Source organism: Pseudomonas sp. MCal1 (assembly GCF_026341415.1).
Classification (GTDB): Bacteria; Pseudomonadota; Gammaproteobacteria; order Pseudomonadales; family Pseudomonadaceae; genus Aquipseudomonas.
Genome location: NZ_JAKUMP010000009.1, coordinates 61,063 through 74,755, shown reverse-complemented (window position 1 = coordinate 74,755; position 13,693 = coordinate 61,063). Strand labels below are relative to the sequence as shown.

Sequence of the window (13,693 nt, the reverse complement as noted above, 5' to 3'; positions counted from 1 at the left end):
AACAGTCTGCAAAGCCCCGCTTCGGCGGGGTTTTCTTATGCCCGCAAAAAAGTTTTCAGTTCAGCGCATCCAGTGGCGGCGTACCTTTCAGCGGTTTGTCCTCACGCTGCATCACCTCTTCCAGCAACGTTCGCAGCAAGGCCAATGGTGCCTGTTGGCGCTGCACATCGCGACACACCAGCCCGACCTTCAACGGCACACGCGGCTCACTCAACGGTTTCCACAGCAGATCCTGATCGTCGTACTCCTTTTGCGAACGACCGGGCAGCACCGTCGCCAGACGCGTGTGCGGCAGGCTGTCGAGAATCCCCACCATATTGTTCAGTTCCGCCTGCACTTGCGGGCGTCGTCCGAGATTGGCCAATTGCGCCTGCCAGATCTGGCGGATCTGAAACTCTTCACCCAATAGCAACATCGGTAATTCGGCCGCCTGACTCATCGAGACTTTCTTGAATTCCCGCAGCGGATGATCCGCCGGAATGACCAGTGTCAGTTCATCTTCGTACAACATTACGCCGTGCAGACCGGGCTGCCGTGGCGGCAGATAGCTGATGCCGATATCCAGCAGGCCATTGAGCAGACGCCGTTCGATCTCCAGCCCCGTCAATTCATAAATCTGCACCACCAGATGCGGCTGGGCCTTGCGCACTCGCTCGAGCATTTGCGGCACCAGGCTGGTGTGCACGGTCTGCAGAACGCCGATCGCCAGTGTCCGCAATGCCTGACCCTTGAAGTTGCCCAGCGCCTCACGCGCCCGCTGCATGCCGTCGAGCAGCGGCAGGGCGTGGTTGTACAAGGTGTGGGCGGCGAGCGTCGGCAACAGGCGTTTGCTGCTGCGTTCGAACAAGGTGACGTCGAGGTTTTGTTCCAGGTGGCGAATCTGCTGGGACAACGCGGGTTGAGAGATCGACAGGCGCTCGGCGGCGCGTCCGACATGACCTTCTTCGTAGACCGCGACGAAATAACGCAGTTGTTTGAAATCCATAAGTAACACTTATTGAAAATGCTGGGAAATCGAAATGGCTCGACGCCGTAAACGGGCCTAGTCTAACCGCATTCACAAGGCTTGCAGGGCCGGAAAGCGCAATGACCAGCGTTTGTTTTGAAAGTGTTTACATAGGCAGTTCAAAAAACCTCGATCGAGGTTTTTTTCAATGAATCTGTTCAGTTTGCGGCGCCAGACGCCGAGCCTCGATGACCTGTCTTTTGAAACCCGGGAATCGGACGCCGCTGATGGCTTGAATGCCGAGCGCCTGATGCCCAGCGTCGAGCGCCCGCAGCAGGTATTCGTTCGTGGCCAGGGCTCCTGGCTGTGGGACAGCAATGATCGCGCCTACCTGGACTTTTCCCAGGCCGGTGGTGCCAACAGCCTCGGCCACAGCCCTTCGGCGCTGGTCAAGGCGATCGCCAACCAGGCTCAAGCGTTAATCAATCCCGGCTTCAATCTGCATAACCGCGGCATGCTCAGCCTGGCCGAACGCCTGTGTGCCAGCACTGCCAGCGATCAAGCGTATCTGCTCAACAGTGGCAGTGAAGCTTGTGAAGCGGCAATCAAACTGGCGCGCAAATGGGGCCAACTGCATCGCGGCGGCGCCTCGCGGATCATTGTCGCCAGACAAGGCTGTCACGGACGTAGTCTGGCGACTATTTCGGCGTCGGACAGTTGCAACCTGCACAACCGCTTCGCACCGTTGCTGCCGGGTTTCGATCTGGTGCCGTTCAACGATCTGCCGGCGCTGCATGCCGCGGTCGATGCGCAGACCGTGGCAATCATGCTCGAACCGATCCAGAGCGATGCCGGTGTGATTCCTGCCACCGAGCATTACCTCAAGGGTGTCGAGCGTCTGTGCCGTGAGCTGGGGATTTTGCTGATCCTGGACGAGGTTCAGACCGGCATCGGCCGCTGCGGCACCTTGCTCGCCGAACAATCCTACGGCGTGCGCGCCGATATCGTCGTGCTCGGCAAAGGCCTTGGCGGTGGTGTTCCCTTGGCGGCGTTGCTGGCGCGAGGCAAGGCCTGCTGTTTCGATTCCGGCGAGTTGGGCGGCACTCATCACGGCAACGCGTTAATGACCGCCGCAGGGCTGGTGGTGCTCGACAGCGTGCAGGACCGCGCATTCCTCGAACAAATCCGGGACAACGGCCAGCACCTGCGCGAAGGGCTCGCCCGTCTGGCCCATCGTTATGAACATGGCGAGTTGCGTGGACAAGGGTTGTTCTGGGGACTGACCCTGTCGGAAGACTCCGCCGAAGCCGTGGTAAAAGCCGCGCTTCACGAGGGCTTACTGCTCAACGCCCCACAAGCCGACTGCCTGCGCTTCACCCCGGCGCTCAACGTCAGCAAGGCCAACATCGACGAAATGCTCCTGCGCCTGACCCGCGCCTTCTCCCGGGTACGCACGGCGCAACTGCAATGCCGAAAAGGGATTGCCGTCTGAGCTGAAGTTTCCCACCCGAATTCAAGAACCGTCTCGCGGTATAACGCACGCCCCACGCCTGATTCTTTTGGCGTGGGGCGTTTTTTTTGTGGTCGGTAATGGCCATCAGATGGCGAGACCGCGGTTTGCACTGAACCCTGACAAACGGCAAAGGTCGATTAGCTTGTATGGCTCAGGTGAGCCAACCCCCAATCAGGAGCTGCCCCATGGACTTTATCCGCATCATCATCGCCATTCTGTTGCCGCCACTGGGCGTGTTTCTGCAAGTCGGGTTCGGCGGCGCGTTCTGGCTGAACATTCTGCTGACGCTGTGCGGTTATATCCCGGGGATCGTGCACGCGGTGTACATCATCGCCAAGCGCTGAGTCTCAGTCCGTCAAACCCATTACTCGCCGATAGAACCGCCATTCCTGCTCCAGCGCATGGGCCTGATTGGCGGCCCGGCGGAAGCCGTGGCGCTCATCGGCGTAGTAATGCGCTTGGACCTCAATGCCGTTTTGCTCCAGGGCCGCGACCATGTCGCGGGTCTGTTGCGGTACGACAACGGCATCCAGTTCGCCCTGAAAGAAAATCATCGGTACGCGAATGTTGTCTGCGTGCAGCAATGGCGTGCGGGCGGCGTAGCGCTCGGCGTCCTGCTCCGGATCGCCGATCAGCCAGTCCAGGTAATCGCCTTCGAACTTGTGTGTCGCGCGACCGAGAGCAACCGGGTCACTGACGCCATAAAGGCTGGCACCGGCGCGGAATACCTGATGGAACGCCAGGGCACATAGCGTCGTGTAACCACCGGCGCTGCCGCCACGGATGAATGCACGGTCGCCATCGATCATGCCGCGATCATTCAGGTAGGCCACCACCGCACAGGCATCCTCGACATCCACCGCGCCCCAACTCAGATGCAGCGCCTGTCGATACTCCCGGCCATAGCCGCTGCTGCCTCGGTAATTGAGGTCCGCGACGGCGAAGCCGCGTTGCGTCCAGTACTGGATGCGCGGGTCGAGCATCGGGTAGCACGCCGACGTCGGGCCGCCGTGGATGAAGACCACCAGCGGCGGTTTGGCATCGCCATTGGTGGCCGGATAAAAGAAACCGTGCGCTTCACCTGAACCGCTGGGATAGCGCAGGGTTTGCGGACGGCTGATGCGTTCAGCGGGCAGCGGCGCAACGCCGCCGGCCAGCACCTTCACTTCACGCGACTCGAGATCAATGGCAAGTACCGCTGAAGGGCTGATCGGTGAAGCGGCGATGCAGTAAATGAACTGATCATCGACAGCCAGATGGCGGAAGCGACTGTAGTCGCCGGTGAAGTCTTCGCCGTTGAGCGCCAGACGACCAAAACCGTCTTCGCTCCAACTCGCCAAATGGCTTTCGCCGACGGGCAGCCAGGTGCAGCCGCCGAGTTGCCACGGCGCTGGTGCGTGATCGGCTTCGGCACAGGGCAGCATTCGCAAACCGGCTGCGGACTCGATCCACGGTTGCCAATATCCGCCACGATCAGTCAGACAGCCCAGTCGGCCACTGGCATCGAAGCGCGGTTGCTGGATCGACTCTTCAAGCGTTTCACCTGCCACGCAACGTGGAGCAGAAAATCCATTACCTGTGCGCTCGGCGATCATCAAACGGGTGGAGGTCCACGGCTGATGCGGGCGGCTCCACTCGATCCATGCAAGGCGTTGGCCGTCCGGGCTGATAATGGGCGACGCGTAAAAATCCGCGCCATCAACCAGCCTGTGGCGTTCGCCACTCGCCAGATCAATAGCCACCAGCCGATGCCGATCACCGTTCTCTTCAACAGCCAGCACCTGCCCGTTGGCAAAATGCAGATCACCATATCGGCATTCCCCGGACGTCAATGCTACGGGTTCGCCGTCCAGCGCCTGTCGGTACAACTGCTGGTCCGCCTCGTTGACGAAAACCACTCCCTCAGGCGTCAGACAAAACGCCCCACCGCCATATTCGTACACCCGACTGCGCACGCTGAAACCCGCGGGTGTCAGACATTTCGCCGAGCCATCGCGCCAGTGCCAGATCCGGCACGCGGCGTCTGCCGGCCGGTATTCGTTCCAGAACAAACCATGGGCGCCGAGCTGCAGTTCGGCGAAATCCACACCGGCAGCAACGGCGGCAGTGGCGCTGAAAGGCTCAGCCTTTGGCGATGAGGCGCGAGTTTCGTTCATTGCGAAAGGCCAGTTGTTCGATGGTCTGGGTGGCGTGCTCGGCTTCTTCGCGGGCCTTGAGAATCACACCGTGATGTTCGGACTTGCTGCACACCGGATCGGCATTGCTGGCATCGCCGGTGAGCATGAAGGCCTGGCAGCGGCAGCCGCCGAAATCCTGTTCCTTTTCATCGCAGGAGCGGCACGGCTCGGGCATCCAATCGTAGCCGCGGAAACGGTTGAAGCCGAACGAGTCGTACCAGATGTGCTGCATGCTGTGGTCGCGCACATTGGGAAATTGCACCGGCAGCTGTCGGGCGCCATGACAGGGCAGGGCGGTGCCGTCCGGTGTGACCGTCAGAAACAGACTGCCCCAGCCGTTCATGCAGGCTTTCGGGCGCTCTTCGTAATAGTCCGGGGTGACGAAAATCAGTTTGCACGGATGCCCTTCGGCCTCCAGCTTGGCGCGGTATTCGTTGGTGATGCGTTCGGCGCGGACCAGTTGTTCCCTGGTCGGCAACAGGCCGACACGATTGAGCTGCGCCCAGCCGTAGAACTGGCACGTGGCGAGTTCGACGAAGTCCGCTTCCAGCGCGATGCACAGCTCGATGATGCGGTCGATCTTGTCGATGTTGTGCCGATGAGTGACGAAGTTCAGCACCATCGGATAGCCGTGGGCTTTCACGGCGCGGGCCATTTCCAGTTTCTGCGCGAAGGCTTTTTTCGAGCCGGCGAGCAGGTTGTTCACTTGCTCGTCGCTGGCCTGGAAACTGATCTGGATGTGATCGAGCCCGGCCTTCTTGAAGTCGCTGATCTTCTGCTCGGTCAGGCCGATGCCGGAGGTGATCAGGTTGGTGTAGAAACCCAACTGGCGCGCTTCACGGATCAGCTCGGCAAGGTCCTGGCGCACCAGCGGTTCACCGCCGGAAAAGCCCAGTTGCGCCGCACCCATCTCCCGCGCTTCACGGAACACCTTGATCCACTGCTCGGTGCTCAGCTCTTTGCCCTGCCCGGCAAAATCCAGCGGATTGGAGCAGTACGGGCATTGCAGCGGGCAGCGATAAGTCAGCTCGGCGAGCAGCCATAGCGGCAGGCCGATTTCCGGTTTGGCCGGGACTTGCACCGAGGACTCAGGCAAGTTCGATCCAGTGCTGCGCACGGGCAACCTCCATGAATTGCTCGATGTCGTCACCGAGCTCGGGTACGCCGGGAAACTGTTTGTCGAGTTCGGCGATGATCGCCGCGACATCCCGCTCACCGTCGATCAGGCCGCCGATCAGCGCGGCACTTTCGTTGAGCTTGATCATGCCCTCCGGGTACAGCAGCACATGGCCTTTCTGGGCCGGTTCGTACTGGAAACGGTAGCCGGGACGCCAGTTCGGGGTCTTGCTGCGGTCGAAACTCATAAGGCGATTCCTTTATGCCAGACCCGTTGATCGGTGACGCTGTGATACGGCGGGCGGTTCAGTTCGTAGGCCATGCTCATGGCATCGAGCATGCTCCAAAGGATGTCCAGTTTGAACTGGAGAATTTCCAGCATGCGTTCCTGGCCTTCGCGAGTCTTGTAGTGCTCCAGCGTGATCGCCAGACCATGCTCGACATCGCGTCGGGCCTGACCGAGACGGGTGCGGAAATATTCGTAGCCGGCCGGGTCGATCCACGGGTAATGCTGCGGCCAGCTGTCGAGCCGCGACTGGTGAATCTGCGGCGCGAACAGTTCGGTCAACGAGCTGCTGGCGGCTTCCTGCCAACTGGCACGGCGGGCGAAGTTGACGTAGGCATCGACGGCGAACCGAACGCCGGGCAGCACCAGTTCCTGGGAGCGCAATTGAGCCGGATCGAGACCGACGGCCTGGCCCAGTCGCAGCCAGGCTTCGATGCCGCCGTCTTCACCGGGAGCGCCGTCGTGGTCGAGCAGCCGCTGGATCCACTCGCGGCGGATCTCGCGATCCGGGCAGTTGGCGAGGATCGCTGCGTCTTTCAGGGGAATGTTCACCTGATAGTAGAAGCGGTTGGCGACCCAACCCTGGATCTGCTCACGGGTGGCGCGGCCTTCATACATCGCCACGTGATACGGGTGATGAATGTGGTAATAGGCGCCCTTGGCGCGCAGGGCCGCTTCGAATTCGGCGGGGGACATTGGAGTGTCAGTCATGTCTGTTCTCCGGGAACAACCATTGGATTCTTTGGTGTCTGTCAGGACGCCTTCGACTGGCCAGCGATGAGGCCCTCAGCTACAGCACAATACTCATGCCGTCATACGCCACTTCAACATTGCGCCGAACCAGCTCCGCGCGTTCCGGGGAGTCCTCGTCGAGAATCGGGTTGGTGTTGTTGATGTGGATAAGCACCTTGCGCTGCTCGGGAAGCTGTTCCAGCACTTCGAGCATGCCGCCGGGGCCGTTCTGCGCCAGGTGGCCCATTTCGCGGCCGGTGCGGGTGCCGACACCACGGCGCTGCATTTCATCGTCGTCCCACATCGTCCCGTCCACCAGTACGCAATCGCTGCCGGCCATGATTTCCAGCAGCGGCGCGTCGACCTTGCCCAGGCCTGGCGCATAGAACAGTTTGCCGCCGGTGCTGAGGTCTTCGACGATCAGGCCGATGTTGTCGCCCGGGTGCGGGTCGAAGCGGTGCGGCGAGTAGGGCGGCGCGGCGCTGCGCAGCGGCAGCGGGGTGAAGCGCAGGTTCGGGCAGGCGGCTACGGTGAAGCTTTGGTCGAGTTCGATGCGGTTCCAGTCGAGCCCGCCGTTCCAGTGCTTGAGCATGGTGAACAGCGGGAAACCGGTGCTCAGGTCTTCGTGAACCATGTCCGTGCACCAGACCTGATGCGGGCAGCCTTCGCGCAGGCTGAGCAGGCCGGTGGTGTGGTCGATCTGGCTGTCCATCAAGATGATCGCGCTGATGCCGGTGTCACGCAGGGACCGGCCCGGTTGCATCGGGGCGAAGCTCTGGAGCTGCGCGCGGATGTCCGGCGAGGCATTGCACAGCACCCAATTCACGCCGTCATCGGAAATCGCGATGGACGATTGGGTACGGGCCTGGGCATTCAGGCTGCCGTCGCGAAAACCGGCGCAATTGACGCAGTTGCAGTTCCACTGCGGAAAACCGCCACCGGCGGCCGAACCCAGAATCTGGACGAACATGAACGCTCCATCATTTCAACGCTGAAAATAAAACGCCCCGGCGAGCCGAGGCGTTGCACTGCAGTGTTCTGCTTGAGGCAGGACTCAGCGGCTGGCGAAGTACATGGTGACTTCGAAGCCGATGCGCAGGTCGGTGTAAGCAGGTTTGGTCCAAGCCATCGGGTGACTCCTTTTTCAGGTGGGTGAGATAGCGCTATCCATAGGTATAGTCCACGGCAGCGCAGGGATGTTCCAAATAGTTAGGTGGCTATGTTACTCAAAATTTCAGAAGGTTGGCCCGTGAATCTTTGAGAAAGCTCCTTGCAGCCCCGGTAATGATCATTTTGCCGATTGCCATGGCGCGCCTGGCGCGGGGCCGTTGGCCAGGCCGTGCCAGCCGCCTTCGGCGCGGATCAGACGTTGTGCGGCGGTCAGCAATGCCGGGTGATCCAGTCGAGCGATGGCGCTGCGCAATTGCACCCGATAATCCGACGAGTGGCCGGCGAGTCGAGCCTGCCACAGGATCTCGGCCGCATCTTTGCCGGACAGGACGCTGTCATCGAATTGATCGGAAAGTGTCTGGCGTTGCCGGGCGAGGCCGGCGTCGTCGAGTTGTTCGACAAGGGCTGGCAGTCCTTCGAGAAACTGCTGAATGTGCTCGAGCAATTGCGCGGCGGTGGCCGAGGGCGATTGCACACCGAACAGTAATCCGGTCTGGCCGTGTAGCTGACGCAGGCCGCTGAACACCGCATAACCCAATTGCAGTTCGACTCTCAGGCGTTGGTAAAACGGTGTCTGGCACAGGTGGGCGAGCAGGCGCCACGCGGCTTCGTCGTCGATTTCACGGCTGGCGGTCGGACAGAACAGCAGCAAGGCGTGTTCGCTGGACGCGCTGTCGATCTGACTCCACCGGTATCCGTTATGGATTGCCGACGGTGAGGGGATTTGATTGTCCGGGATGCCCGGGATGCGGCTCAGGGCCAGGCCCATGGCTGACTGGGTCTGTGGGTTTAGCCCCAAAGCCAGACCGTCCCAGCTAGAAGTTGCCCACAGGTGCGCGGCGTCATCGGATTCACCTACCGCTGGCAGGTACAGTTCGGGCAGTACTTTGAGCAGCTGGCGGATCGGTATCAGCGCCGTTTTCGGTTCGCCTTTTGCGCAATCGACGCCCACTTGTGTCAGAGATTTCAGCGCGTGTTCCAGCACAACAGGCAGCGTGTCCTGCAGGCCGTTGAGTCTCAACAGCCACTGATTACCTGTGGCGCTGAAGGACAACTCGACTCCGGCCAGACGTGCGTCGTCGGAAACCTCCCGCAGACTGCGTTGCAGTTTCGCCTGCAGCTCGGCCGTGGCCGCCGCCTCTGTCTGCCAGCGCACATACACCGCCCCTTCGTCGCTGTTGTCCGGCAGCGCCTGGCTGAATTGCATCGGCGAACGTTCGCGGCGGTTGCGCGAGCGATCCTGAGCAAACGTGCGCAGGCCTCGGTGGGCGCTGGTCTGGCCGCGGATAAGTCCGGCGTTGGCCAGCGGCTCGGCTGCGCGCAGAAACGGGTTGGCAGCGGGCAGGTGCCAGTGATTGCTGAAGTTATCCACAGTGCCGATTTTGCCGAGAATCACATTGAGCGCCGCAACGGCTGATTCAGAAAGCCCTCTTTCGAGTTGTTCGCTGTCTAGTCGCGCAAGCTGCAATGCACCGCTGACCTGCTGCTGGCGTTGATGCTGTGCCGAATATTCCTCGCGAAGTGCCGGCCAGTCTTGCTGCGCAGCGAAGAAGCTCAGCCCGTCGAGAAACTGTGCCTGGATGGCGTCGAGTGATCCGGATGCCGCCGTGAATTGAAGATGCAGCAACGCCTGCTCAGCAAACTGATACAGCACACAGGCCTGTAAATCTTCCGCAAGCCCCATCTGCTGCAAATGCGCGAGCAACCCGCCGGGTTTGGCGCTGTTCAACCAGTGACAGAGAAACGCCAGCGCTTCGGCCGACGACTCCGGCAACTCCTCCAACGCAAACAGCAGGTTGCCGTGCCAATCGCCGGCCTGTTGATAACTTGCCTGTGGATTATTCATCAAGCGAACGGGCGCTGCCTGGGCAGTTTTATCCCCTGGCGTCAGCATGGCGGCAAACTGTTCGGCCAGCGCTCGCAGTTCTTCAACACTCTGCGGCCCGACCAGGCTCAGGCTCATCTGCCCGGTGCGGTAAAACTGCTGATGAAAGTCTTTCAACGCCTGCTGAAAATCCGCTTGATCTACCGGCAGGCTTTCGCGGTTTCCGGCATGAAAGCCGCGCAAAGGATGTGCTGCCGCCAGCCCCTCGAACAGCGCCTCTTTCTGCTGAGCCGCCGCATCCTGCGACCACGCAATAAACTCTGCCTGCAATACTTCCCGTTCCCGCAACTGATCGTCCGGATTCATACGCGGATGGGCGAGCATGTCTGACAGGCGCTCCAGCCCACCGCTGAAGGACGCTGGCGGCAACTCAAAGAAGAAATCGGTGGTGCGCTCGCGGGTGCTGGCATTCACCTGGCCGCCGTGACCTTGTACATAGGCCATCAGCCCTTGCTGTGCAGGAAAGCGCTCGGTGCCGAGGAACAGCAAATGCTCAAGGAAATGCGCCAGCCCCGGCCACGCCAATGGCACGTCATGACTGCCGGCAGCCACCCGCAACGCAGCGGCGCTGCGCTTCAGGCCGGGCACGTGACGCAGGGTCACGCGCAAGCCGTTGGCCAGGGTTTCGGTGTGGGGGCGGGGGTGAGTCGGCGCAGGCATGGGCACTTCCAGAACAGTGAAGTGCCAATGCTAGCGGATTAGCGCTTGCTGAGCGCGTCGTAAAGTTCGGGGCGGCGGTCGTTGAAGTAGCGGTTGGCGCTACGGGAGTCGGCCATCAACTGGCGATCCAGCTCGCCGACGATCAGTGCTTCGTCCAGTCCGGCCTTTGCGATGCGGCTGCCATCCGGCGCGGCAATGCTGCTTTGTCCGCAGTAATGGATGTCGCCTTCGTGGCCGCAGTAGTTGGCGTAAGCCACGTAGCACTGGTTTTCAAAGGCGCGGGAGCGGACGGAAACATCGGCAATGAAGTCGAAAGGAATCATGTTGGCTGTCGGTACCAGAATCAGCTCGGCGCCTTCGAGGGCCAGGCGCCGGGCGTTTTCCGGGAATTCCAGGTCGTAGCAGATCAGAAAACCGAGCTTCCAGCCGTTGAGCTCGACGATGGGAAAGTCGCCATCGCCGGGGCTGAACATCGAACGGTCCAGATCACCGAACAGATGCGTCTTGCGGTAATTGCACAGGCGCTCACCGTTCGAGTCGATCAGTTGCACGGCGTTATAGATCTGTCCTTCGGCGGTTCGCTCCGGGTAACCGTAAAGAATTGCCAGACCGGCAGCCTTGGCGATTCGTCCAATCTGCTGCGCCCATTCACCGTTGTGGACCTCGGCCAATGTCGCAACCGCCTCCTTGCCGATGTTGTAGCCGGTCAGGAACATTTCCGGCACCACCAGCAGATCGGCGCCTTTGGCCTCCATCGCCAGTTGATGCAGGCGCTGGAGGTTGGCAGCAGGTTCCAGTGGCAGCGGTGGACATTGGTAAAGGGCTACACGCATCAGGGATTCCTCTTACTCGGGCAGGGCGATCGGGCCGATGTCGTTGAACACATCTCCCGGGCCGGGGTTCTCTTTATGTGTGGACCCGCCGAAGTGCTTCATGATTCCCCATACCGCGTTGAGCGAAGTCTGCACCGCGCCCTCGACCCACGCTGGCGTCCACGACACGTCGTCGCCGGCGATGAAAATCCCGCGCTGCTCCGGCGGCATGTCGTCCTGCATGAAGTGTGCGTACATGCGCTGGTTGTAGCGATAGTGGCCGGGCAGGGCGCCCTTGAACGCGCCGAGGAAGTGCGGATCGGCTTCCCACGATACGGTGATCGGATCGCCGATGATTCGCGCGGCGATGTCGACTTTCGGGTAGATCTTCTTCAACGCATCCAGCGCCAGCTTCACGCGTTTTTCCACCGGGTGCGGGAGCATCTTCAGCGCATCGCTCATCCACGAGTACGACAGGCAGATCACGCCCGGTTTATCGTCGCCGTTGTCGAACAGGTAAGTACCACGGGTCAGGCGATCGGTGAGGGTCATGCTCATCAGATCGCGACCGGTTTCCGGATCCTTGTCCTTCCAGAACGGGCGGTCGACCATCACGAACGTTTTCGACGATTGCATGTAGCGCGTGCGGTCCAGTGCCATCCACATCTTTTGCGAGAACAGGGTTTCGTCGCATTCGATCTGGGTGGTCAGCAGCCAGCTCTGGCAGGTGGTCAGTACGGCCGCATATTCGCGGGTGTCGCCGTTGTTGTCGGTGACTGCGAAACGCCCGTCGGGTGCGTGAGCAATTTTCTTTACCCCGGAGCGCGGTGCGCCGTGGTGCAGCGATTTCAGGCTGGTGCCCTGTGGCCAGTGGACGCAGCGCTCCGGCGCATGACGCCAGATACCCTGTGGCACTTGTTCCACACCGCCGACCACCAGATGTTGGTGATCGTCGCAGTTGGTCATCACCACGCGGAAAATTTCCAGCATCGAGTTGGGGAAGTCCGAATCCCAGCCGCCGGTGCCGAAACCGACCTGGCCGAACACTTCGCGGTGATGGAACGACAATTTGGCGAAAGCTTTGGAGGTGGCGACGAAGTCGTAGAACGTGCGGTCGTCCCATAGCGGCACCAGGGTGTTCCACAATTCTTTGAGGCGTGGCACGTCACGGTCACGAATCGCTTGCTGGATATCCGAAAACTGCGAGCCGGCCTCCAGAGCGTCAGCCCAGGCATCGGCAACTTCCTGGAACAGTGCAGGAAGATCCTTCAGGCTTTGTGCGTAATGAGTTTTGCCTTCCAGGTCGATCACGGTACTGCCGGACGCCGCCGTCAGCGGGTTGGGGAAGGGCTTGGTTTCCAGACCGAGTTTGTCGACGTAGTGATAGAACGCGGTGGACGACACCGGAAAACGCATGCCGCCGAGTTCGGCGACGATGCCATCGGTGCCATTGAACGCTTGCGAACGCAGACGGCCGCCGAGCTTCGAGGCCTCATACACGACGGGTTTCAAGCCGAGTTTCATCAGCTCATAAGCCGCCACCAGACCGGCGATACCGGCCCCGACGATTGCCACTTCGGCACCGTGATTGTGCTCGGGAATGCTGCCGAGGCCGGCCGGGTGTTCAATCCAGTCGTCGAAGGCGAAAGGGAAGTCCGGGCCAAAAATGGTGACTGGTTTCTTACCGTCTGCAGGATGGCGATTGTTCTTGTTCATGGCTGACCTTGCTGGCGACCCGACGCTGGATGCGCGTCTGAGTATAGGAAAAGATGCCAGCCATTCTAGGGAGCGTAGAACACGTTAATAAGACGCAATGTGTCGTCGTTTTGAGCATTGATGCTGCAATATGACGAAGGCAGTGATCAGACTGGATGTCCGCGATCAATCTTGCCGCTGAGGATGATCGACGTCGTGGTCTTCTCTACCCCGTCTACACTGCCGATCTGATCCAGAAGCTGATCGAGCTGTTCCGGTGAATCAGTACGCAGCCACGCCACGTAATCGAATTCGCCACTCACTGCGCACAATTGCTGTACCTGAGCCATTGCGCTCAAGCGGCGCAGTACCTCTTTGCCGGAGCGTGGCTGCACCTTGATCCCGACGTAGGCCTGCAAACCGCCATCCACCACGCGTTGGCCCAGACGCACGCCATAACCTGTGATGACCTTGGCCTTTTCCAGCCTCGCCAGTCGCGAAGTCACGGTGGTACGGGCGATCCCCAATTGCCGGGCCAGCATCGCCACGCTCTCACGGGCATTGATTTGCAGGGCGGCGATCAGCTGGCGGTCGATTTCATCGAGCACGGGTGGGCGGATGTCGGGCAAGGGCAGGCTCCAGCGGTATGGATCAATGGGGCTGCATGTTACAGGCTCGTCACGCGAGGCGCTTGTAAGCGC

Annotated in this window: 13 protein-coding genes; 2 read left to right on the top strand and 11 right to left on the bottom strand. The window is 60.8% G+C overall.

Going from position 1 to position 13,693, the window contains the following annotated elements; genetic code table 11:
- Window positions 1-55: 55 nt before the first annotated feature.
- Window positions 56-985, bottom strand: coding sequence for a LysR family transcriptional regulator (locus MKZ87_RS16190; RefSeq protein ID WP_085697732.1), 930 nt, complete (start codon window positions 983-985; stop codon window positions 56-58).
- A 169-nt stretch (window positions 986-1,154) separates the two neighbouring features.
- On the opposite strand from MKZ87_RS16190, the gene MKZ87_RS16185 reads away from it, so the two are divergent.
- Both MKZ87_RS16185 and MKZ87_RS16180 read left to right on the top strand, forming a co-directional pair.
- Entirely contained in the window at window positions 1,155-2,438 is a 1,284-nt protein-coding gene (locus MKZ87_RS16185) for an aspartate aminotransferase family protein (protein WP_085702843.1), read from the top strand.
- Between the two features lie 206 nt (window positions 2,439-2,644).
- Window positions 2,645-2,803, top strand: a complete 159-nt coding sequence (locus MKZ87_RS16180; RefSeq protein WP_003228885.1) for a YqaE/Pmp3 family membrane protein — start codon at window positions 2,645-2,647, stop codon at window positions 2,801-2,803.
- 3 nt (window positions 2,804-2,806) lie between these two features.
- On the opposite strand, the gene MKZ87_RS16175 is transcribed toward MKZ87_RS16180, so the two are convergent.
- The 10 genes from MKZ87_RS16175 to MKZ87_RS16130 form a co-directional block, all read right to left on the bottom strand.
- Window positions 2,807-4,615: a S9 family peptidase gene (locus MKZ87_RS16175; RefSeq protein WP_085702842.1), complete on the bottom strand. Its 1,809-nt coding sequence runs from the start codon at window positions 4,613-4,615 to the stop codon at window positions 2,807-2,809.
- Window positions 4,581-5,717: a pyrroloquinoline quinone biosynthesis protein PqqE gene (gene pqqE, locus MKZ87_RS16170; protein WP_371918973.1), complete on the bottom strand. Its 1,137-nt coding sequence runs from the start codon at window positions 5,715-5,717 to the stop codon at window positions 4,581-4,583. The genes MKZ87_RS16175 and pqqE overlap by 35 nt, the downstream gene beginning before the upstream one ends.
- Before the next feature lie 7 nt (window positions 5,718-5,724).
- Window positions 5,725-6,000 carry a pyrroloquinoline quinone biosynthesis peptide chaperone PqqD gene (pqqD, locus tag MKZ87_RS16165; protein ID WP_085688496.1) on the bottom strand — a complete coding sequence of 92 codons (276 nt, stop codon included), beginning with the start codon at window positions 5,998-6,000 and terminating at the stop codon, window positions 5,725-5,727.
- Window positions 5,997-6,749, bottom strand: a complete 753-nt coding sequence (pqqC, locus tag MKZ87_RS16160) for a pyrroloquinoline-quinone synthase PqqC (RefSeq protein ID WP_085702840.1) — start codon at window positions 6,747-6,749, stop codon at window positions 5,997-5,999. Before pqqC ends, pqqD begins: the two co-directional genes overlap by 4 nt.
- 79 nt (window positions 6,750-6,828) lie before the next feature.
- Entirely contained in the window at window positions 6,829-7,740 is a 912-nt protein-coding gene (gene pqqB, locus MKZ87_RS16155; RefSeq protein ID WP_085702839.1) for a pyrroloquinoline quinone biosynthesis protein PqqB, read from the bottom strand.
- A gap of 84 nt (window positions 7,741-7,824) precedes the next feature.
- On the bottom strand, window positions 7,825-7,899 hold the full coding sequence (gene pqqA / locus MKZ87_RS16150) for a pyrroloquinoline quinone precursor peptide PqqA (protein ID WP_003444522.1): 75 nt from the start codon (window positions 7,897-7,899) through the stop codon (window positions 7,825-7,827).
- Between the two features lie 159 nt (window positions 7,900-8,058).
- A complete protein-coding gene (pqqF, locus tag MKZ87_RS16145; protein ID WP_085702838.1) occupies window positions 8,059-10,485 on the bottom strand; it encodes a pyrroloquinoline quinone biosynthesis protein PqqF in 2,427 nt (808 codons plus the stop codon).
- Window positions 10,486-10,523: 38 nt separating this feature from the next.
- Entirely contained in the window at window positions 10,524-11,318 is a 795-nt protein-coding gene (locus MKZ87_RS16140) for a carbon-nitrogen hydrolase family protein (RefSeq protein ID WP_085702837.1), read from the bottom strand.
- Window positions 11,319-11,330: 12 nt separating this feature from the next.
- Entirely contained in the window at window positions 11,331-13,013 is a 1,683-nt protein-coding gene (locus tag MKZ87_RS16135) for a flavin monoamine oxidase family protein (protein WP_085702836.1), read from the bottom strand.
- Between the two features lie 146 nt (window positions 13,014-13,159).
- The gene (locus tag MKZ87_RS16130; RefSeq protein ID WP_266201292.1) at window positions 13,160-13,621 is read right to left on the bottom strand and encodes an Lrp/AsnC family transcriptional regulator; all 462 of its coding nucleotides are present in this window, start codon (window positions 13,619-13,621) and stop codon (window positions 13,160-13,162) included.
- Between the last annotated feature and the right edge of the window lie 72 nt (window positions 13,622-13,693).